Annotated in this window: 19 protein-coding genes and 3 tRNA genes; 9 read left to right on the top strand and 13 right to left on the bottom strand. The window is 71.2% G+C overall.

Annotation, left to right across the window (positions count from 1 at the left end; all coding sequences use genetic code 11):
- Positions 1 to 20: 20 nt before the first annotated feature.
- From AB0O44_RS07740 to AB0O44_RS07725, 4 genes are all read right to left on the bottom strand, one after another.
- Positions 21 to 485, bottom strand: a complete 465-nt coding sequence (locus AB0O44_RS07740) for a hypothetical protein (protein WP_364136238.1) — start codon at positions 483 to 485, stop codon at positions 21 to 23.
- A gap of 180 nt (positions 486 to 665) precedes the next feature.
- Positions 666 to 741 (bottom strand) — tRNA-Phe (locus AB0O44_RS07735).
- Positions 742 to 789: 48 nt separating this feature from the next.
- Positions 790 to 863: transfer RNA gene (locus AB0O44_RS07730), tRNA-Asp, on the bottom strand.
- Positions 864 to 974: 111 nt separating this feature from the next.
- Positions 975 to 1047 (bottom strand) — tRNA-Glu (locus AB0O44_RS07725).
- A 194-nt stretch (positions 1048 to 1241) separates the two neighbouring features.
- Between AB0O44_RS07725 and AB0O44_RS07720 the strand changes: the two genes are divergently transcribed.
- Complete coding sequence (locus AB0O44_RS07720) at positions 1242 to 2276, top strand: PHP domain-containing protein (protein WP_364136236.1); 1035 nt, start codon at positions 1242 to 1244, stop codon at positions 2274 to 2276.
- A gap of 19 nt (positions 2277 to 2295) precedes the next feature.
- Here the strand turns inward: AB0O44_RS07720 and AB0O44_RS07715 are convergent, their stop codons facing one another.
- On the bottom strand, positions 2296 to 2898 hold the full coding sequence (locus AB0O44_RS07715; protein ID WP_364136234.1) for a LysE/ArgO family amino acid transporter: 603 nt from the start codon (positions 2896 to 2898) through the stop codon (positions 2296 to 2298).
- A gap of 68 nt (positions 2899 to 2966) precedes the next feature.
- Between AB0O44_RS07715 and AB0O44_RS07710 the strand changes: the two genes are divergently transcribed.
- From AB0O44_RS07710 to AB0O44_RS07695, 4 genes are all read left to right on the top strand, one after another.
- Positions 2967 to 3848, top strand: coding sequence for an ArgP/LysG family DNA-binding transcriptional regulator (locus AB0O44_RS07710; protein WP_364136232.1), 882 nt, complete (start codon positions 2967 to 2969; stop codon positions 3846 to 3848).
- 89 nt (positions 3849 to 3937) lie between these two features.
- Entirely contained in the window at positions 3938 to 4930 is a 993-nt protein-coding gene (locus AB0O44_RS07705; RefSeq protein WP_364136231.1) for a DMT family transporter, read from the top strand.
- A gap of 9 nt (positions 4931 to 4939) precedes the next feature.
- Entirely contained in the window at positions 4940 to 5374 is a 435-nt protein-coding gene (locus AB0O44_RS07700) for a metallopeptidase family protein (RefSeq protein WP_364136229.1), read from the top strand.
- Between the two features lie 195 nt (positions 5375 to 5569).
- Positions 5570 to 7006: a C40 family peptidase gene (locus tag AB0O44_RS07695; protein WP_364136227.1), complete on the top strand. Its 1437-nt coding sequence runs from the start codon at positions 5570 to 5572 to the stop codon at positions 7004 to 7006.
- A gap of 13 nt (positions 7007 to 7019) precedes the next feature.
- Here AB0O44_RS07695 and AB0O44_RS07690 read toward each other — a convergent pair whose 3' ends face one another.
- The 4 genes from AB0O44_RS07690 to AB0O44_RS07675 all read right to left on the bottom strand — a co-directional run bounded on the left by AB0O44_RS07690 (position 7020) and on the right by AB0O44_RS07675 (position 11237).
- Complete coding sequence (locus AB0O44_RS07690; RefSeq protein WP_364136225.1) at positions 7020 to 7955, bottom strand: ABC transporter permease; 936 nt, start codon at positions 7953 to 7955, stop codon at positions 7020 to 7022.
- A complete protein-coding gene (locus AB0O44_RS07685; protein WP_364136223.1) occupies positions 7942 to 8916 on the bottom strand; it encodes an ABC transporter ATP-binding protein in 975 nt (324 codons plus the stop codon). The genes AB0O44_RS07690 and AB0O44_RS07685 overlap by 14 nt, the downstream gene beginning before the upstream one ends.
- Before the next feature lie 80 nt (positions 8917 to 8996).
- Positions 8997 to 10133 (bottom strand): hypothetical protein, encoded by a 1137-nt coding sequence (locus tag AB0O44_RS07680; RefSeq protein ID WP_364136221.1) that lies wholly within the window; start codon positions 10131 to 10133, stop codon positions 8997 to 8999.
- Positions 10134 to 10199: 66 nt separating this feature from the next.
- Complete coding sequence (locus AB0O44_RS07675) at positions 10200 to 11237, bottom strand: universal stress protein (RefSeq protein ID WP_364136219.1); 1038 nt, start codon at positions 11235 to 11237, stop codon at positions 10200 to 10202.
- Between the two features lie 307 nt (positions 11238 to 11544).
- Here AB0O44_RS07675 and AB0O44_RS07670 point away from each other — a divergent pair, with 307 nt between their 5' ends.
- Positions 11545 to 12216 carry an FAD-binding protein gene (locus tag AB0O44_RS07670; protein WP_364136681.1) on the top strand — a complete coding sequence of 224 codons (672 nt, stop codon included), beginning with the start codon at positions 11545 to 11547 and terminating at the stop codon, positions 12214 to 12216.
- A gap of 26 nt (positions 12217 to 12242) precedes the next feature.
- On the opposite strand, the gene AB0O44_RS07665 is transcribed toward AB0O44_RS07670, so the two are convergent.
- A complete protein-coding gene (locus AB0O44_RS07665; RefSeq protein ID WP_364136217.1) occupies positions 12243 to 12890 on the bottom strand; it encodes a copper resistance CopC family protein in 648 nt (215 codons plus the stop codon).
- A gap of 113 nt (positions 12891 to 13003) precedes the next feature.
- Here AB0O44_RS07665 and AB0O44_RS07660 point away from each other — a divergent pair, with 113 nt between their 5' ends.
- Positions 13004 to 14446, top strand: a complete 1443-nt coding sequence (locus AB0O44_RS07660; protein WP_364136215.1) for an NCS2 family permease — start codon at positions 13004 to 13006, stop codon at positions 14444 to 14446.
- A gap of 170 nt (positions 14447 to 14616) precedes the next feature.
- A complete protein-coding gene (hutG, locus tag AB0O44_RS07655) occupies positions 14617 to 15609 on the top strand; it encodes a formimidoylglutamase (protein WP_364136213.1) in 993 nt (330 codons plus the stop codon).
- A 55-nt stretch (positions 15610 to 15664) separates the two neighbouring features.
- Here the strand turns inward: hutG and AB0O44_RS07650 are convergent, their stop codons facing one another.
- Positions 15665 to 16969, bottom strand: coding sequence for a cation:proton antiporter (locus AB0O44_RS07650; protein ID WP_364136211.1), 1305 nt, complete (start codon positions 16967 to 16969; stop codon positions 15665 to 15667).
- Positions 16970 to 17160: 191 nt separating this feature from the next.
- Between AB0O44_RS07650 and AB0O44_RS07645 the strand changes: the two genes are divergently transcribed.
- Entirely contained in the window at positions 17161 to 17415 is a 255-nt protein-coding gene (locus AB0O44_RS07645) for a hypothetical protein (protein ID WP_364136209.1), read from the top strand.
- 87 nt (positions 17416 to 17502) lie between these two features.
- Here AB0O44_RS07645 and AB0O44_RS07640 read toward each other — a convergent pair whose 3' ends face one another.
- A complete protein-coding gene (locus AB0O44_RS07640) occupies positions 17503 to 17739 on the bottom strand; it encodes a hypothetical protein (RefSeq protein ID WP_290256867.1) in 237 nt (78 codons plus the stop codon).
- A gap of 190 nt (positions 17740 to 17929) precedes the next feature.
- On the bottom strand, positions 17930 to 19522 hold the full coding sequence (gene hutH / locus AB0O44_RS07635) for a histidine ammonia-lyase (RefSeq protein WP_364136207.1): 1593 nt from the start codon (positions 19520 to 19522) through the stop codon (positions 17930 to 17932).
- Positions 19523 to 19531: the final 9 nt, after the last annotated feature.

Raw genomic sequence — 19531 nt, 5'->3', positions numbered from 1 at the left:
GGGAGGAACCGGCCGCCGGGCTACTTGCAGTTGGCGGCGATCCAGCCGGTGACGGGGGCCATGGCGGTCTGGAATTTGCCACTGCTGTACACGGTCTGGTCGCTCAGGCCGGCCACGGCCACCTGGTTCAGCTTGCTGAAGGCGGCCTTGAGGCTGTCCGGCACGCGCTCCGCGGTCCGGCTCAGCTCCGCCTTGTACTGCTCCAGCTCGGCAGTCTTGCCCTGCGCGGCGGACATCGGCAGAAGCGAGGCGCCAGTGGCCTGCTCGGAGATGGTCTTGCAGGCCTCGGCGGCCGACGGGAAGTCGCCCCACGGGCCGGAGGAGGCGGTGGCGCTGGACGTTGCGGTGGCAGAGGCCGTGGCCGGCGCGGGAGCGGACGACGCCGGGGCGGAGGCTTCGGGGGCCGAGCAGGCGGTCAACGCCAGGGCGGAGACGACGGCGGCGAGGGTCAGCGGGCGGGCAACGGCGGGCAGGATGTTCTTCACGGTCACTCTTCTGGTCGAGATTGCGCCACGGGGTCCGCAGGACCGGCCGTGGCCTTGGCGTTCTTCCCCAGCGTGCGAGTCTAGCCCGGGGTCCCGGCGTGTCCCCAAACGGGCGACCCGGCCCTGGAAGGGGCTTAAAAGAAGAAAAGCACCAGTCCGAAACGGACTGATGCTTCCCAGTGGTGGCTCCGACCGGCGTCGATCCGGTGACCTTTCGATTTTCAGTCGAACGCTCTACCAACTGAGCTACAGAGCCTAGGTGACATGTCACCATGACCGCCGGAATTTCTTCTGGCAACCAAAGCGACCCTGACGGGACTTGAACCCGCGACCTCCGCCGTGACAGGGCGGCGCGCTAACCAACTGCGCTACAGGGCCTTGCGTTACTGCTTATTACTGCGTTTACTTGCCCGTGCCGTATCGCTACCGCACTTTTTCAAGGACTCTAGCTTACCAGACTTTTTCACCCGGTTTGACCAGCTCCCTGCGTACCCCCAACGGGATTCGAACCCGTGCCGCCGCCGTGAAAGGGCGGTGTCCTAGGCCGCTAGACGATGGGGGCCAGGACGCCGTCCGGCAAACCATTGATGCCGGGACAAAAGCCACACGCCGAAGCCGTGATTCCTGCGCCCGCCGGGTTCCTCCGAACTGGACCTCTAAAACTATAGGGCCAAGTTCCGGAAACTCCAAAATCGGTTGTCCGATTCGGGAATAAGCTCTGGACAGGGCCCGCCGGGGTGTGTGGATGATGGTCGGATGGACGCCGTCGCAGCCCTCAACGAGATCGCTTTCTGGCTGGAGCGCGAGCTCGCCGGGACGTACAAGGTGCAGGCCTTCCGTAAGGCGGCGGCCGCCGTCGCGGACCTCTCCCCCGAGGAGCTCGCGGCCCGCCGTGCGGACGGGCGGCTGAAGCGGATGAAGGGCATCGGTGACCGGACGTTCGAGGTGATCGCCCAGGCGGTGGACGGCCGGGTGCCCGACTACCTCGCCGACTTGAGGGAACGCGGCGCAACTCCGCTGGCCGAGGGCGGTCGCGAGTTGGCGGCCCGGCTGCGCGGGGACCTGCACAGCCACAGCAACTGGTCCGACGGCGGATCCCCGATCGAGGCCATGCTGGACGCGGCCCGCACCCTGGGCCGGGAATACCTAGCACTCACGGACCATTCGCCGAACCTCAAGGTGGCCAACGGCCTGAGCCCGGAGCGGCTGGGTGAGCAACTGGACCTGTTGCCGGGGATCGAGGCGGACCAGGACGACGACGGCCGGGTGCGGACCCGCCTGCTGGCCGGCATCGAGGTGGACATCCTGGAGGACGGGACCCTTGACCAGAGCCCGGAACTGCTGGGCCGGCTGGACATGGTGGTGGCCAGTGTCCACTCGAAGCTCCGGGCGGACACCCGGACCATGACCGCCCGGATGCTCGGGGGTATCCGGGACCCGCACACCCGGATCCTGGGCCACTGCACCGGCCGGCTGCTCTCCGGATCACGGGGGACGCGGCCGCCGTCGGACTTCGACGCGAAGGCAGTCTTCGCCGCCTGCGCCGAACACGACGTGGCCGTGGAGATCAACTCCCGCCCCGAACGCCAGGACCCGCCGGACGAGCTGGTCCAGCTGGCCCTCGAGGCAGGCTGCCTGTTCAGCATCGACAGCGACGCGCACGCCCCGGGCCAGCTGGACTTCCTCCAGTACGGGGCGGAACGGGCGGAGAGCAACGGGGTCCCCGCGGACCGGATCATCACCACCTGGCCGGTGGAGCGGCTCCTGGAGTGGGCCGGGCGGGGGCGGTAGCGCACCGCCGCCCCGCACCTCAGGCCAGGAGGGCCACCGCCAGGGCCACCATGACGACGGCGACGCACGCGTCCAGCACCCGCCAGGCCCCGCGGCGCCGGAAGAGCCGCGCGAGGTACCGCGCGCCGACGCCCAGCGCGGTGAACCAGAGGATGCTTCCCAGGCCGGCGCCGGCGCCGAACCACCACCGGCCGGGATCGCCCTGGGCCGCGGCGAGCGAGCCAAGCAGCAGCACGGTGTCGAGATATACGTGCGGGTTGAGCCAGGTGAAGGCGAGGCAGGCGCCCAGGATCGCCAGCCGCGGCCGGGGCTGGCCGCCGCCGGAAATTTCCATCCGCTCGCCCCGGAATGCCCGCCGCGCCGCCATCAGCCCGTAGGCAAGGAGGAACGCGGCCCCGGCCCACCGGATCACGGTGATGGCGGCGGGCGCCCGGTCCAGCAGCACCCCGATCCCGGCGACGCCGGCCAGGATCAGCACCAGATCCGAGGCGGCGCACACGGCCACCACCAAGCCCACATGCGAGCGCTGGATGCCTTGCCGGAGGACAAAGACGTTCTGCGCGCCGATGGCGACAATGAGGGAGAGCCCGGCGGATAGGCCGGTGAGCAGCGGAAGGATCACCCTGCCACCGTAGGCCGCGCGGAAGATTGAAACCAGTTAATGATTCTGCGGCAACATAAGCTGGGCTAATGATTGATATCACGCCGGAGCAGGCCCGCACGCTGGCGGCCATCGTGGCAGAGGGGAGCTTCGAGGCGGCCGCGGACGGGCTGTCCGTCACAGCCTCCGCCGTAAGCCAGCGGATCCGCGCCCTGGAGACCGCCGTCGGACGGCCCGTGCTGACCCGGGGCCGTCCGCCGGCGCTGACCGACGCCGGCCACGTGGTGGTGCGCTACGCCCGGCGGCTGGAACTGCTCACCGCGGACCTGGCCGAGGAACTCCAGCCGGCCGGGCCCCATACCGCCCCGCGGCTGACACTGGTGATCAACAGCGATTCCCTGCACACGTGGGCACTGCCCGGAGTGGTGGCGGCCGGTGCCGCGGCCCGGCTGGAGATCCTGCGCGAGGACCAGGAACATTCGCTGGACCTGCTCCGGTCCGGGGCGGCCGCCGCGGCCGTGACCGCCACCGCTGAACCGGTGCCCGGCTGCACCTCCCGGCGACTCGGGACCATGCGGTACCTGGCGGCCTGCACCCCGGACTTTGCCCGCCGCTGGTTCCCGGATGGATTCTCCGCTTACGCCCTGGACCAGGCGCCCATGATGGCCTTCGACCGCAAGGACGACCTTCAGGACCGGTGGCTGGCCTCGATGCAGTCCTCCGGATCCCGGCCGCCGCGGCACTACATCCCCGCCGCGCAGGAGTTCGCCGACGCCATCCGGCAGGGCCTGGGCTGGGGCCTGATGCCGGACCTGGAGCTGGACGGGGACCTCCGGTCCGGCCGCCTCGGCCTGCTCTCCCCCGGGACCCCGGTGGACGTGACCCTCTACTGGCAGCAGTGGCGGCAGGGGTCCGCCGCCCTGACCGGGGTCGCAGACGCCATCCGGGCCGCCGCCAGCGTCCTGCACTGAGCGGGTCCCACCCCGGCCTGGCAGGAACTCGACGAGACGTGGCCGATTTCCGCCAGCCGGGACGCTCCGGCGGGAGCTAGATTGGCACTATGGCAACAACGGCCGGCAACGGCACTGGACTCCCCCAGCACAGCAACCTCACGGCACCCGCGGATCCCGCCCTCCCTGAGCCCCCGCGCACCCCGGGCACGCCGCCCGCCGTCAGCGGCCGCGGCATCGCCGCCGTCGTCGTCACCGTGCTGCTGTGGGCGTCGGCCTTCGTGGGAATCCGCGCCGTCGGCCCCAGCTTCTCCCCCGGCAGCCTCACCCTGGGCCGGCTGGCCGTGGCCGTCGTCGCGCTCGGCGTGGTGGTGCTGCCGCAACTGCGCCGCACCGGCATCATCCCGCGGGGCCGTGAATGGTGGCCCATCCTGGCCTACGGGGTGATGTGGTTCGGCGGCTACAACGTGGCCCTCAACGCCGCCGAGCACCTCCTGGACGCCGGGACGGCCGCGCTGCTGATCAACGTCAACCCCATCCTGGTGGCGGTGATGGCGGGGATCATCCTCAAGGAAGGCTTCCCGCGCTGGCTGATCATCGGCAGCCTGGTGGCCTTCGGCGGCGTGGCGGTGATCGCGCTCGGTTCCGGGCAACAGTCGAAGGGGGACGTGGCCGGCGTGCTGCTCTGCCTGCTGGCCGCCGCCCTCGCCGCCGTCAGCGTCATCGTCCAGAAACCCGTGCTGCGCAAGGTCCCCGCGGCCCAGGCCACCTGGTTCGGCATCCTCGTGGGCGCGCTGTGCTGCCTGCCCTTCGCGGGCCAGCTCGTCACGGAGGTCCAGGCCGCCCCGCTGCCGGCCACCCTGGGGCTGGTCTACCTCGGCGTCTTCCCCACCGCCATCGCGTTCACCACCTGGGCCTATGCGCTGTCCCTGATCGACGCCGGCCGCCTGGCCGCCACCACCTACCTGGTGCCGGGCACCACCATCCTCATTTCCTGGCTGCTGCTGGGTGAGATCCCCACCGTGTGGGGACTGGTGGGCGGCGTGATCTGCCTGGCGGGCGTCGCGCTGACCCGCCGCCGGTCACGTCCGCGCCCGGCGTAGGGTTTTCCCATGACCGCGTCCCTGCCGCCCGGACTGCCGATCGTACCCGCCGGAAACGACGACGACGGCGGCGCCGGGTTCGCGATGTCGGCGGACGACTTCGAGACGGCGGTCACTGACGCCCTGGACCGGATCCCCCCGCGGCTGGCCGCGACGATGAACAATGTGGCCGTCTTTATCGAAGACGACTACGTCCCGCAGCCCGGCGAGGACCCGGAGACGGTCCTGTTGGGCCTCTACGAGGGCGTGCCCCTGACCGAGCGGGACTCCTGGTGGGACGCAGGATCGCTGCCGGACCGGATCACCATCTACCGCGGCCCCATCCTGGATCTCTGCGCCTCCCGCGAGGAGGTGGTGCACGAGGTCACGGTCACGGTGGTGCACGAGATTGCCCACCACTTCGGCATCGACGACGCGCGGCTGCATGAGCTCGGCTGGGGCTGAGCCGACGCCGCGACACGCCGGAGCAATCGCTTCCGAATGACACTCGTGTTGTTTATGTTATTCATGTGACCTCTGTTGCCAAAGTGGCTTTTGGCACGTAGCCTCAAGCCTGCTGGGCGATCCGCAGAGGGTCTTTTTTCGTTGCCATCACTCCTCCCCTCGCTCGCGCCAGCCTGACTGCAGCGAGGTTTTCCCATGATCTGGTCCGGAACCGGCGGCAGGGCCGCGGCCCTGTGTACCGCCGTCGTCCTCCTGGGTGCCGCCGCGCTCCCGGCGCACGCGGCCACCGCCGCCCCGGCCACCGTCCAGCGGGTCCCCGCCTCGCCCGAGCTGCCGTCCCCCGAGGAGATCGCCGCCGCGAAGTCCGACGCCGCCGCTGCCGCCGCCGAGGTGGACCGGATCGACGGCCTCCTTGCCGACGCCTCCGTGGCCCGCGACACCGGCATGGCCGCCTCCCTGGCCGCCAACAACGCCTACACCGATGCGCTGGTGCAGCTGCAGATCCGCAAGGATGCCGCCGCGCTCGCGGACGCGAAGGCCTCCGCCGCGGAGGCCGAGCAGGCCAAGGCCCGCAAGGTCATCGGGCAGCTCGCCGGCGACCTGTACCGCAACGGCGGCATGACTCCGGGCCTGGGCAGCCTGGTGGGCGGCAACGGCGAGACGCTGCAGCAGGCCGCCACGCTGGAATCCGTCGCGGCCAGCCGCACCCGGGCGTTCCAGGCCGCGGAAACCGCCGCCGCGGCAGCCGCCTCCACCAAAGACGCCGCCGCCGAGGCCCGCCGCGCGGCCGATGACGCCGCGGCCACCGCGGAATCCCGCAAGTCCGACGCCGAGCGGGCCAACACCGAGCGACAGCGGGCCGTGACCGAGGCCGCGGCGCAGAAGACCGTGCTGGTGGGCCAGCTCGCCACCCTCCGCAACACCACCGCCGCCCTCGAGACCGAGCGGGTGGACGGGCTGGAACGCCAGCGCCAGGAGGCGCAGCTGGCCGCGGTGACGGCAGCGGCGGCCAGGGCCCCGCAGCCGGGACAGGCGGGCACCGCCCCGTCCGCGCCGCAATCCGGGAACCAGCCGGCCGACACCACCGGAAACACCCAGTTGAACTCTCCAGCGGCTCAACAGCCCGCACCCGCTCCGGCCCAGCCGGCACCGCCGGCCGCCGCGCCGGCGCCGGTCGCGCCCGCACCGGTCCAGCCGGCTCCCGTCCAGCCCGCCCCGGAACAGCCGGCCCCCGCGCCGGTCCTGCCGCCGTCCACCGGCGGCTCCAACCAGGTGGCGATCTCCTCGGCCCTGGCCAAGGTGGGCGCGCCCTACTTCTACCAGTACGGCGGCACGGGAGCCTACGGCTTCGACTGCTCAGGGCTGGTCCAGAACGCCTTCGCCGCCGCCGGCAAACGCCTCCCGCGCACCGCGGCGGACCAGTTCGCCCAGGCGCCGGTGAAGGTTCCGCTCTCCGCCGCCCAGCCGGGCGACCTGCTGGTCTGGGGCTCCGCCCCAGGCTTCTACCACGTGGCCATTTACCTGGGCGGCGGCCGGGTGGTCCAAGCCCTGAACCCGGACGCCGGGATCACCGTCACGGACATCGCCGCGATGTCCGGCATGCAGCTCTACCCTTACGCGGCCCGCTACTGACGCGGTCCGGGCGTCAGGACAGGACGTCCTTGGTGGCGAACCGGGCGTAGGCCAAGGCGCCGAACACCGCCACATACCCGGCCTGAAGCAGCGCGTTGGCGCCGAACGAATCCCAGCCGACCGGCTGCCGGAGCAGGTCGGCAAAGTCCAGCCAGCGGTGGCTGAGCAGCCAGGGATGGAGCCAGTCCAGCTGCGGCAGCGCGTCCGCCACCTGCGAGACCACGGCCAGGACCACGGTGGCCGCCATCGCCCCGACCGGCACGTCGGTGAGGGAAGAAACGAACAGCCCGACGGCGGAGAGCCCCAGCAGGGACACCGCCAGGTACGCGGCGGTCAGGAGCAGCCGGCCCACCGCCTCGGCGACGCCGATGGTGTCCCCGGAGAGCAGCGTCACCGGCCCCACCGGGAAGAGCAGGGCGCCGATCCCCGCGCCGGCCAGGGCGACGGCGGCGGGGGCGGCCACGGCGAACGCCGCCGCGGCAAGGTACTTCACCAGCACCAGGCGGCCGCGTCCGGCCGGGGCCGCCAGCAGATACCGCAGGGTGCCCTGGCCGGCCTCGCCGGCGAGGGTGTCCCCGGCCACCACTCCCACCGTCAGCGGCAGGAACAACGGGACGGCCACGACCATGGCCGTGATCCCGACGAACAGTCCGTTTTGACTGATCCGGTCCAGGAAGGCGGGGCCGCGCCCCGGCGGCACGGCAGAGGAGAGCCGGACGGCGACGGCGATCAGGACCGGGATCGCGGCGAGCGCCAGCAGCATGGCCCAGGTGCGGCGGCGGCGGAACAGCACGGCCAGTTCCGAGCCGAGCAGCCGGAGCACCGGCGCGGGACTGGGCGATGCCGACGGCCGGGACGCTGTCCTGGGCTGGCGCTCGGACCGGGATTGGTCCGCAGGCCCCGATTCGGATGCAGGCGTCTCCTGCGGCGCCGGTTCAGCGGGCGACATCGAAGCCCTCCCCGGTCAGTTCCACGAAGCGGTCCTCCAGGCTGCCCTGCTCCACCGCGAAGCCCCGCACCCTGACGCCGGCGGCCACCAGGGCGGAGACCAGATTTTCCGGCGGGGGCTGCGGCGCCACGGCGGGGCCTTCCGGCAGCGGCGCGGTGACTTCCCCGTCCTGTCCGGCCCCGGCGGCAAGGCCCAGGCCGCGGAGGACCCGGACGGCGTCGTCGGGGTCGGGGGTACGCAGCCGCACCCGGGCGTGGCCGTCCTGCCGGAGCTGCGCCAGCGTCCCCTGGGCCACCACGCGTCCGGCGCTCATGATTGCGGCGTGTGTGCAGATTTGTTCCACCTCGGCCAGCAGGTGGCTGGAGACGAAGACGGTGGTGCCGTCCGCGGCGAGGGACCGCACAAGGTGCCGCACCTCGCGGGTACCCTGCGGGTCCAGGCCGTTGGTGGGCTCGTCCAGGACCAGGAGCTCGCGCGGGGCCAGCAACGCGTTGGCGATGCCCAGCCGCTGCTTCATGCCCAGGGAGTAGGCCTTGACCGGCTTGTCCGCGGCGTGGGTCAGTCCCACCCGTTCCAGCGCCCGGTGGACCCGGGCGCGCCGGGTCCGGGCCGGGGCCTCGGGGTCCGCGGCGTCGAACCGCAGCAGGTTGGCCGTGCCCGAGAGGAACGGGTAGAAGGCGGGGCCCTCGACCAGGGCGCCGACTCGTGGGAGCACGGAGCGCAGCTGCCGCGGCATCTCCTCGCCCAGGACGTGGACGGTTCCGGCGGAGGCCGCGGCCAGGCCCAGCAGGATCCGGATGGTGGTGGTCTTCCCCGAGCCGTTGGGGCCGAGGAACCCGAAGACGGAGCCCGTGGGGACGGCCAGGTCGACGCCGTCGACCGCCAGCTGGCGGCCGAACCGTTTACTCAGGCCGCGGGTCTCGATGCTGAGGCCGGACGGCCCGGGACCCGGGGAGGCCACACGCGCCGGGGCCGCCGCACTCCCCGGAGGCGTCTCCCGCACCGGGGAGACGGGGTTCCCGGCACGCCCGGAGCGGTCGGTCACTGGCCGCCGGCCGCGGCCTGCAGCCGCGCCAGCGGCACGGACCCCAGGAACACCCGTCCGTCGTCGAGAATCAGGACATTCAGAAGTGCCGTGGACAACAGCCGGCCACCCGCCACGGGGACCGCGGCCTGTTGGAGCAGGGCCGCCGCATTGCCCGGCGTGGCACCGGCGGCGCCGGATGCCGGGGGCGTCAGGGTGCCGGCGGGCAGTTCCAGCACGGAATCCCAGCCGCTGCCGCTGACCTTGCGCTTCCCGGCCTGCGGGTCCTTGCCGGTTCCGGACGGCTTGTGGGCGGCCTGGCCGGAGTGATCCTGCCCAGAGGGATCCCGGGCGGGAAGTTCCTTGACACTGGCGCCGGCCGGCGGGGTGAACTGGAAGATTCCGTCCTCCGGGGCGGTCAGCGAGATGGCACTGAACGCCACCCGGAAAGCGGGGTCCGCCTGGCCGCGGGCCTTCAGTTCCACGCCCAGCGGCAGCCCCGTCTGGCCGTCCACCATGATCGCCGCCGAGGCCATCAGCGTGTCCGGGCTCTTCGGGGTGAGGACCAGCTGGTAGGCAGAGCGGCCGGCGACGTCGACGTCCGGCGCGACGGCCACATCGCTGCTGGGTTCGAGCGCGGCCAGGAGCTTCGCTGCCAGCGCATCCGGCGTGGGGACCGCCCCGGCGTCGGTCCCGGATCCGGCGCCCTTGCCCATGCCCTGATGTCCGGCGTCGGCGGGGATGACGGCGTGGGCGGCGGAGTTGTCCTTGGAGGAGTAGAGCCAGAGATCGTTGCCGCTGCGGATGACGTCGCGTTCGGCGAGCCGGTCCAGCACCTGCACGCGGAGGTTCTCGGTTCCGTTGCGGTAGACGCGCGCCGTGTGCGGTCCGGTCAGCAGCTCGAGCCAGGCGGTCTCCGGGGAGCTTCCCGGCCCGGTGGTGGGCAGTTGGGGAAGGCCCAGGCTGGAGGCCTGGTCCAGCGTGCCGGAGAACGCGGCCTGGTGTTGCCCGGCCATGAGGGCGATCACCTCGGCCGGGGTCTTCGATGGCAGCGGATCCTTGGCGCTGGCCGGGACGGACCCCGCCAGGACTCCGGCGGCGATCACGGCGGGGACGACGGCGGCTGGCATCCAGCGCAGCCACGTGCGGGTCATGACGACCGCGCTCCTGCATGGCAGTTCATGTATTAACTCTACGCCCGCCGGTGACGGGCATCACGCTCAGGAGCGGCCGAGCACCGGCCCGAAGTTGGCCCGGTCCGCCAGGCGCGGATCCTCCCGGTCCGGGACCACCATGACCGGTCCCTTGGTGTGGTGCAGGATGCCGTCCGAGGTGGAGCCCAGGAGCATTCCGGCGAAGCCGCCGCGGCCGCGGGTGCCCACCACCACCAGTTCCACGTGGCGGCTGGCTTCGACCAGGACGTCCACCGGCGAGCCGTCCACCAGGCTGGTCTCCACCTCCAGGTTGGGGAAGTGGCTCTTCACCCAGGCGACCCCGGCGTCGAGCTGGACCCGGATGTCGGCGAACAGGGCCTCCCGGTCCATCGGGGCGGGAACCCAGGCGAGCGAGCCGCTGTACTGCGGTACGGCGCAGACAATCCGCAGCTTCGCGGCGAGCCGCTCCGCCTCGGCGGCGGCCTCAAGGACGGCCACCCGGGCCTGGTCGGAGCCGTCGACGCCCACCACCACGACGTTCTCCACCGGCTGGTGGCCCGACTTCTCGCGCTCCGCCCGGACGTGCCGGTCCTCGGTGGTCTCGCCCAGCCGGTCGCCGCAGACCAGCGGCACGGTCACGGTGGGGCACTTGGCGTGGGCGGGCAGGGCACTGCTGACCGACCCGAGCAGCCGGCCGACGAATCCGCCCCGGCCCCGGGTGCCGAAGACCAGCAGGTCCGCGGTCTCGGTCATCTCCAGCAGGACCCCGGAGGCGTCGCCGTTCTCCACCGAGGCGTCCACGTCGATCGAGTAGCCGGCCACCTTGTCCATGGCCTGCTTGAGGATGGCCTCGGCGCCCTCGCGGATGACGGAGTCGTCCACGGTGGCGTAGCCGCCGTCGAGTCCGGAGGCGGCGAAGACGGGCACCGAGTAGGCGGTGACGATGTGCAGCGGTTCCTGCCGTCGTTCGGCTTCCCTGGCCGCCCACACGAGGGCACAGTGGCTGTGCTCGGAGCCGTCGACGCCGACGACGATGCCGCGCACGGCGGGGCGTTCCCCGCCGGAATCGCCGTCGCGGTATGGGTGCGTCTGTTCCTCGGCCATGGGGTCCGCCTCCTCGCGAATGTGGCTGTGTTGCGGCTATTCTGCCAGATCGCAGGGGCGGCGGCGCGCACCTCCGCGGACCGCCGTCGGCCGGCCCGCACGCCCGTCCGCGGGCATTGCGTCAAAGTCTTTAACGCGGGTCTGTTCACGGTCAGAATTGTTGGGTATCCTCTGAGGCATTGCTGAACCGAGACTCGTCTTTCAGATCTGATCATCCCCCTGGGATGCCCTGTGGCGGGTCCGGAAAGCTGTCCGGGCACGGGCCCGGATCCGGCATTATTTGAGGAGGGACCCTGCAGTGTCGAGCATGCCTGTGAACGGCGGAATCGAACGGACCAGCACTGTGGTCATCGGAACGGGTCTGTCCGGTTTGGCGGTGGCCAGCGAGCTGCAGCGCCGCGGCGTCGGCGCCATTGTGGTGGACGGCCTGGATCTTCTCGGGGCCGGCAACCCGGCCAACACCTCGTCCCTCCAGCGCTGCGACGCGGCCGACGCGGCCACGCTGCGGGAACGCAACGAAATCCTCCGCCACCTCCGCAACTACGCCGCCAGCCATAACCTTGACGTCCGCGGCTCGGTCCGCGCCCTGCAGCTGGACCGGCTGATGGCCGACGGCACCGCCGCGGGCCCAGCCTGCCTGGCAGGAACGTCCGGCCCCGAGTACGCCGTGGCGCCGGCCCAGGGCTGGGCGGTCCGGACCCCGGGCGGAATTCTCTACGCAGACCACCTGGTGCTCACCCGCTGCGCGCACAGCCAGCTGCGGCGCATGCTGGTGGAGCTCGGCGTCGCCGTCGGCCAGAACCTGATGGCCGCCATGCACGCCCTCGGCATGTATCTTGTGGGCGTGGGCGAGCTGATCACCCCAACGCCGAAGGAAGTGCTGCGGCAGGCCAAGGTCGTCGGCCAGGCCATCTCGGCCAAGGTTCACCCGGAGGGCCTGCCGTCCCTGCTCGGCGGCCAGCTGGCACTGCCCGCCTGAACCGCCAGGCGACAACGCAGGCCGGGTTACGGCCGGTCGTCGTCGCCGGCCTGCAGCCGGCGCTTCGCCATCAGGCCAAGTGCCACCAGGATGCCGATGGCGACGGCCACGAAAATCACGATGCTCCACGGAAACGGCTCGGACGCGTCCTTCACCGGCGTCGGGGCGATAGTCGTGCCCGGCTCGGCGGTACCCATGGTCGGGACGGTGTTGGCGCCCGCGGCCGGCGTCGCCCCCGGGGATACGGACGTGCCCGCCCCCGGGGCCGCGGCCGCCGCGGTGAAGCCGAAGGTTCCCTCGATCGGGTGGCCGTCGGAGCTGGCCACGCGCCACTGCACCGTGAACCGACCGGCGGGGGCGCCGGGCTTCAGCGGCTGGGAGGCGACGTTGTCAACGATCTGCACGCCGCCGTCCGCCCAGTTGGTGCCGCCGGCGTCGTTGACCTTGATCTGCGAGCCGATCGCCAGGGGGTGGTTGCTCAGGGTGATCGAGACCTTTTGCGGCGGGGCGGGCAGGCTGGCGTCGGCCGTCGGGCTGGTGGATTCCACCGAGTCATGGGCGGACGCGGGCGCTGCCCCCAGGACGGCCAGCCCCAGCGCGGCCGCGACGAAGAGCAGCGCCGCGGTCAGGTAACGGACCAGGGCGGAAGCGGGAGTGTAGCGGTAAGAAGGCATGACGGAACGACTCCTTGAGTGTTGGCTTCCTTACAGACTAGGCGAATCTGGCAGGTGGGCGCCGTCACTCCTAATAGGATTTAGCCAACACCCTTTTCCCTCCCGGAGGACCAATGCTTAAGCAGGGCTCTGCACTCGACCGGTATTTCAAGATTTCCGAACGGGGGTCGAACTTCTCCCGTGAAATCCGCGGCGGGTTCGCCACGTTCTTCGCCATGAGCTACATCGTGGTTCTCAACCCGCTGATCCTCTCGGGCGCGGACTCATCCGGCGGCACCCTCGGCTTCCCCGCCGTCGCCGCCGTCACGGCCTTTGTGGCCGGCATCCTGACCATCCTGATGGGCGCCTGGGCCAAGCACCCGTTCGCCCTGGCCACGGGCCTCGGCGTCAACGCCTTCGTGGCCGTCACGGTCGCCACCAACCCGGGCCTGACCTGGCCGGACATGATGGGCCTGGTGGTGCTCTCCGGCGTCACCATGCTGATCCTGGTCCTCACCGGCTTCCGGACCGCCGTGTTCAAGGCCGTCCCGGAGGGCCTCAAGACCGCGATCGTGGTGGGCATCGGCCTGTTCATCGCCCTGATCGGCCTGGTCAACGCCGGTTTCGTCCGCCGCATCCCCGACGTCGCCGGCACCACCGTTCCCGTTGGCCTGGGCTTCGACGGCAAGCTGCTCGGCTGGCCCACCTTCGTGTTCGTCTTCGGCCTGATCCTGACCATCGCCCTGGTGGTCCGCAAGGTCAAGGGCGCCATCCTGATCGGCATCATCACCTCCACGATCCTTTCCGTGATCCTGGAATTCACGCTGCACATCGGCCCCAGCTTCGACGGCAAGACCCACAACCCGCAGGGCTGGTCCCTGGTGGCACCGAAGTTCACCGAATGGGCCGCCCCGGACCTTTCGCTGATCGGCAAGGCCAACCCGTTCGGCGCTTTCGAACACCTCGGCGTCGTCGCTGCCACCCTGCTGGCCTTCGTGATCCTGCTCAGCATCTTCTTCGACGCCATGGGCACCATGGTGGGCCTGGCCACCGAGGCCGGCACCATCGACAAGGACGGCAACATCCCCAACGTTGACCGCGTCCTGCAGATCGACGCGCTGGGCGCGATCGTGGGCGGCGGCGCGTCCGTCTCCTCCAACCAGATCTACGTCGAGTCGGGCGCGGGCATCGGCGAGGGCGCACGCACTGGCCTGGCCTCCGTGGTCACCGGCCTGCTGTTCCTCGTGGCCATGTTCTTCACCCCGCTGATCAACCTGGTTCCGTTCGAGGCCGTGGCCCCCGCGCTGGTGGTGGTGGGCTTCATGATGGTCTCCCAGGTGGGCAAGATCGACTGGCAGGACTGGGGCATCGCGATTCCGGCCTTCCTGACCTTCACCCTGATGCCGTTCACCTACTCGATCGCCAACGGCCTGGGCGCCGGATTCATCTCCTTCGTGCTGATCCGCCTCTTCCAGGGCCGGGCCCGCGAAATCCACCCGCTGATGTGGGCCGTGGCCGCCGCGTTCCTGCTGTTCTTCGGCATCGGCCCGATCGAGGCCGCGCTGGGCATCCACTAGGAGTCAGTCACTCTTCCGGAGGGCACCCCGCCGCAGTGTTTCACCGCGGCGGGGTGCCCTCCGGCGTTTAAGCCCCGAGTTGTCCCCGGCGCCGGGCGATTTCCGGGATTCCGGACAGGACGGCGGCGGGTGCGCTGGTTTTCCGCCGGCCGCTGCGGTGAGCTTGGAGCATGCCTCCCATCTCCCCCGGCCCCGACGTCGCGCCCCAGCCCTGGTCCGGAAGATTCGACGGCGACGGCGCCGAGCACCGCCGCTGGTGGCAGGCGGTCACGCCGTATCCGGGGGCCTCCCCGGAAGCCTCCCCGGACCGGGCAGGAGGCACCCCCACACCCACGTCCGGGGATTCCCGTGCCGCGGTCCTGCTCGGATTTGCCAGCGACGCCGGCGTCCGGCGGAACAAGGGCCGCCCCGGCGCGGCCGCGGCCCCGGCTGCCCTCCGTGCCGCCCTAGGCCCCCTCGCCTTCCACGCCGGCCGGCCCGTCCACGACGCCGGGGACATCACCGTCGAGGGGGACGAACTCGAAGCCGGCCAGGTACGGGCCGGGCGGATCCTCAGCGGCCTGCTCGACGCCGGTGCGCTGCCGGTGGTGCTGGGCGGCGGCCACGAAACCGCCTTCGCCAGCTACCTGGGCGTGGCCGGGAGCGGAGCGGTCCGGGACGGGCTGCGCGTGGGGGTGCTGAACCTGGACGCCCACTTCGACCTGCGGGACGAGCCGGTCCCCAGTTCCGGCACCCCGTTCCTGCAGATGGCCCGCGCCGAGGCCGCCGCGGGGCGCGCACTGGAGTACGCCGTCGTCGGCATCTCCGAACCCAACAACACCGCCGCCCTGTTCCGCACCGCCGATCGCCTGGGTGTGGAGTACCTGCTGGACGAGGATTGCACCGCGGACGCCGCGGCGGCGTTCGTCGCACGGTTCCTGGACCGGGTGGATGCGCTCTACCTGACGGTCGACCTGGACGTGCTGCCCGCGTCGGTGGCGCCGGGTGTCAGCGCCCCGGCCGCCTACGGGGTGCCGCTGCCGGTGATCGCGGCCGTCTGCCGGCAGGTGGCGGCGAGCGGAAAGCTGTTCCACGTGGACGTCGCGGAGCTGAACCCGGAGTACGACGTCGATGCGCGCACCGCCAAGGTCGCGGCGCGGCTGATCGACACGCTGCTCCGCTGACGCCGGGGCGGGGCACTGCCCGGTGCCCGGAATTACCTGGATGGCCGGGAATTGCCTAGATGGGGGTGTGCGGGGCGTGGTCCTCGTCGCCGTGGACCTCGATCGCGCGGCGCTGCCGCAGCCGGTCCAGCCGGTTCATCACCGGGGCCGTGGTGGCCCCGTGCAGCACGATCGACATAGCCACCACCAGGCCGACGAAGGCCCAGAGCTGCTGGGCCTGGGCGGCGAAGTTTCCGTGCGCCACGGCAAACGCCAGGTAGTAGAGCGAGCCGATGCCGCGGATGCCGAAGAAGGAGATGGCGATCCGTTCCCGCGGGCCGGTCTTGCCCCGCGCCAGCCCCAGCCACCCGGCCAGCGGCCGCACTATCAGCAGGAACGCCAGCGCCACCAGCACCTCGGTCCAGCCGATGCCGGCCAGCAGCCCGCGGGCAATCGCTCCGCCCAGCAGGACCAGGATCACCACGGTCAGCAGCCGCTCGAGCTGTTCGACGTAGGAGTGCATGACCCGGTGGAAGCCGTGGGTGCGCTCCGCCGCCCGGATGGTGAGGGCGCAGACGAAGACTGCCACGAAGCCGTAGCCGTCCAGCAGCTGGGTGACGCCGTAGGCCAGGAAGGTGGCCGCGAGGGCCACGAAGCCTTCCGAGTGGTTGGAGAGCCGGATGGTCTCGTGCCGGGCGGTGAAGAAGAGCCGTCCCAGCAGCTTGCCCGTGCCGAAGCCGAGCAGGACGCCGATGACGATCCGCCACAGCAGGTCCACGGCCAGGAAGTGGCCCAACCAGGCCGAGGGTGCGGCACCGACGAAGCTGATGGCGATGGCCAGGTACACGAACGGGAAGGCCAGACCGTCGTTGAGCCCCGCCTCGGAGGTCAGCCCGAACCGGATCTCGTCCTCGCGTTCGGTCTCCTCGTCCTCGTCCGCCGGCTCCCCCACCTGGACCTCGGAGGCCAGCACGGGGTCCGTGGGGGCGAGGGCCGCGGCCACCAGGAGTGCCGCCCCCAGTCCCAGGCCCAGGAACCAGAGCCCCAGCAGGGTCAGGCCCACGATGCACAGCGGCATGGCCAGGCCCAGCATCCGCCAGGTGGTGGACCACGCCTTCCGGCCGACGGGACGGTCCAGCGCCAGGCCCGCGCCCATCAGCGAGATGATGACGCAGACCTCGGTGAGGTGGGCCACGAAGTCCCCGTGCTGCAACGGGTCAGGGTCCGGCAGCGAGGGGATGAGCGTGAAGGCCAGCATGCCGCCGCCGAGGAAGACCATCGGCATGGACAGGGGCGCGTTGCGCAGGAGCTTCGGCAGGATGGCGGCCACGAAGACGGCGATCCCGGCCGCGGTAAAAACGATGCTGGGAGCTTCAAACATGCGCATGCCCTCCTGTGGAAACCGGATTGCGGGCCCGGGCCGGGGGTCCGGGCGCGGCCCCCGCAGGGGAGGGTGCCGTTGCCTCAATCGTGTACCGCTTCTTGCACCCTACCGGCTCCGGACAGGCCCATCGTGCCCCGCAGACTAGAATAGAGGGCGGCCAAACGGCCTGATTCAACGAAAGACCAGTAATGAACACACACACCATGCGGGCCGTCGGCCCCGATGCCACGTCCATCAGCCTCTCGTTTGACAGTGCGCGCGAAGTCCACAGCGGCCTCGAAAACGCCGTCAACACCCTGATCGCCTCGGCGGCCGTCGAACGACGCTGCGGCATCCGGGTCACCCGGCACCAGCCGGGCGCCTACACCGTGTCCCTCGATGACACCGTGCCCTTCGGCGAGACCCACGAGACCCACGAGAGCCACGAGGCCATCGCCGCGTAGCGGACTCCTGGACATGCGGAAGGCCGGTGAGGAACCTCCTCACCGGCCTTCCGCATGTCCGGGTCCGGGCAGTCTGCGCGTGCTGCGCTAGCTGCGCCGGACCTGGACGCCGTCGGACTTCAGGAACAGCTGCGCCTCGCCCGGCGCCGCCGGCACCAGCCAGAGGACGTTCCCGCTGTCCGAGACTTCTTCCACGGACCCGGCCGCGATCAGCTGGGCGTGCTTAAGGATGTCCACCCGGTCCCCCGCCGTGAGGCTCCGCCAGTCCGAGACCGTGGCCGCGAATGCCGAGCGCCTGGACAGGACCGTCCCGCGTGCTTTCATGAACGTCTACCCCTTTGTAGATCTTGTCGCTGTGTGAATCTGTGGTGTGAATCCATGCTCTGAATCCACTGCGCGCACCCGTGTGGCGCCGGTCATAGTTTTACTACATTCCGCCCCGCCTCGGCGGACCGGGCGCCGAACATTTCGGGGGGTCCCCGAAACGCCCGGCGTCCCTGCATTTTCTGCGCCGTCAGGCCAGATTTCCGACGGCGGATTCGGCGGCGTCACGGACGGCGCCGGAGCCCACCAGCCGGTCCGCGGCCTCCAGTTCCGGCGAGAGGAACCGGTCCGTTCCCGGCCCCTCCACCACGCCGCGGAGGGCGGCGATCACGGCGGAGCCCGCCGGCCCGGGTTCGAGGGAGCCGTCGGAGAGCTGGGTTCGGATGTCCAGTGCCCGGGCGGAGGTGACCAGTTCGATCGCGAGCACCCGGCGCAGGTTCTCCACCGCGCGCCGCAGCTTGCGCGCGGCGTGCCAGCCCATGGACACGTGGTCCTCCTGCATGGCCGAGCTCGGGATCGAGTCCACCGACGCCGGGACGGCCAGCCGCTTGTTGTCCGAGACCAGCCCGGCCTGGGTGTACTGGGCGATCATCAGGCCCGAATCCACGCCGGGGTCGGAGGCCAGGAACGCGGGCAGCCCGTGCGAGCGGGCCGGGTCCAGCATCCGGTCCGTGCGGCGTTCGGCGATGGAGCTCAGGTCCGCGACCGCGATCGCCAGGTAGTCCAGGACGTAGGCCACCGGGGCGCCGTGGAAGTTACCGTTGGAGCTGACCCGGCCGTCCGGGAGCACCACAGGGTTGTCGATGGCGGCGGCCAGCTCCCGGGACGCCACCAGGGCGGCGTGGTCCACGGTGTCACGGACGGCGCCTGCCACCTGGGGTGCGCAGCGCAGGGAGTACGCGTCCTGGACCTTGGTGTCGTTGACCCGGTGCGAGGCCACGATCGGGGAGTTCGAGAGGACCCTCAGCATGTTGTCAGCGGAGGCTGCCTGCCCGGGATGCGGCCGGAGCGCGGCGTGCAGCTCGGGCAGGAACACCTGGTCCGTGCCGAGCAGCGCCTCGACGCTGAGCGCGGCGGTGATATCCGCCGTCGTCAGCAGCAGCCGCAGGTCCGCGATGGCCATCAGCAGCATGCCCAGCATGCCCTCGGTGCCGTTGACCAGGGCCAGGCCTTCCTTCTCGGCCAAGGTGACGGGTTCGATGCCGTGGGCGGCCAGCAACTCGGCGACCGGGGCCTCGCCGCGTCCGCCGTAGCGGGTGCCGTCGGGGCCGGTGGCCTCGCCCTCGCCCATCAGCACAAGGGCCACGTGGGACAGCGGCGCGAGGTCGCCGGAGCAGCCGAGCGAGCCGAACTCGCGGACCACGGGGGTGATGCCGGCGTTCAGGACATCCACCATGGTCTGCAGCACCACGGGCCGGACCCCCGTGCGGCCGGAGGCCAGGGTCTTGGCGCGCAGGAACATGATGCCGCGAACCACCTCGCGTTCCACGGCCGGGCCCATGCCGGCGGCGTGGCTGCGGATCAGCGATTTCTGCAGCTGGGTGCGCCGTTCGGCGGGGATGTGCCGGTTGGCCAGGGCGCCGAAGCCGGTGGAGATGCCGTACGCCGGGACCTCGCTGTTGGCCAGCCCATCGATGTGGGCGCGGACCTTCTCGACGGCGTCGAGAGCGTCCTGGGCGATGGTCACCCGGGCGTCGTGGCGGGCGACAGCGACGACGTCCTCGGGCGTGACTCCGCTGGCGCCGAGGGTGACGGTGAGCGGTTCGTGGGTGGTAATGGTCATCGGATGTAC

This window comes from Arthrobacter sp. NPDC080082 (assembly GCF_040686595.1).
GTDB lineage: Bacteria > Actinomycetota > Actinomycetes > Actinomycetales > Micrococcaceae > Arthrobacter.
Note: the sequence above shows the minus strand (reverse complement) of the source record. Positions and strands in the feature narration are given on the sequence as shown.

Bases quoted from the DNA above. Each gene is read 5' to 3' on its own strand.
- AB0O44_RS07675 (WP_364136219.1), bottom strand. From the start codon at position 11,237: ATGGCCGAGGAACAGACGCACCCATACCGCGACGGCGATTCCGGCGGG.
- AB0O44_RS07670 (WP_364136681.1), top strand. From the start codon at position 11,545: ATGCCTGTGAACGGCGGAATCGAACGGACCAGCACTGTGGTCATCGGA.
- AB0O44_RS07720 (WP_364136236.1), top strand. From the start codon at position 1,242: ATGGACGCCGTCGCAGCCCTCAACGAGATCGCTTTCTGGCTGGAGCGC.
- AB0O44_RS07700 (WP_364136229.1), top strand. From the start codon at position 4,940: ATGACCGCGTCCCTGCCGCCCGGACTGCCGATCGTACCCGCCGGAAAC.
- AB0O44_RS07710 (WP_364136232.1), top strand. From the start codon at position 2,967: ATGATTGATATCACGCCGGAGCAGGCCCGCACGCTGGCGGCCATCGTG.
- AB0O44_RS07705 (WP_364136231.1), top strand. From the start codon at position 3,938: ATGGCAACAACGGCCGGCAACGGCACTGGACTCCCCCAGCACAGCAAC.
- hutG (WP_364136213.1), top strand. From the start codon at position 14,617: ATGCCTCCCATCTCCCCCGGCCCCGACGTCGCGCCCCAGCCCTGGTCC.
- AB0O44_RS07650 (WP_364136211.1), bottom strand. From the start codon at position 16,969: ATGTTTGAAGCTCCCAGCATCGTTTTTACCGCGGCCGGGATCGCCGTC.
- AB0O44_RS07680 (WP_364136221.1), bottom strand. From the start codon at position 10,133: ATGACCCGCACGTGGCTGCGCTGGATGCCAGCCGCCGTCGTCCCCGCC.
- AB0O44_RS07695 (WP_364136227.1), top strand. From the start codon at position 5,570: ATGATCTGGTCCGGAACCGGCGGCAGGGCCGCGGCCCTGTGTACCGCC.
- hutH (WP_364136207.1), bottom strand. From the start codon at position 19,522: ATGACCATTACCACCCACGAACCGCTCACCGTCACCCTCGGCGCCAGC.
- AB0O44_RS07665 (WP_364136217.1), bottom strand. From the start codon at position 12,890: ATGCCTTCTTACCGCTACACTCCCGCTTCCGCCCTGGTCCGTTACCTG.
- AB0O44_RS07645 (WP_364136209.1), top strand. From the start codon at position 17,161: ATGAACACACACACCATGCGGGCCGTCGGCCCCGATGCCACGTCCATC.
- AB0O44_RS07640 (WP_290256867.1), bottom strand. From the start codon at position 17,739: ATGAAAGCACGCGGGACGGTCCTGTCCAGGCGCTCGGCATTCGCGGCC.
- AB0O44_RS07690 (WP_364136225.1), bottom strand. From the start codon at position 7,955: ATGTCGCCCGCTGAACCGGCGCCGCAGGAGACGCCTGCATCCGAATCG.
- AB0O44_RS07660 (WP_364136215.1), top strand. From the start codon at position 13,004: ATGCTTAAGCAGGGCTCTGCACTCGACCGGTATTTCAAGATTTCCGAA.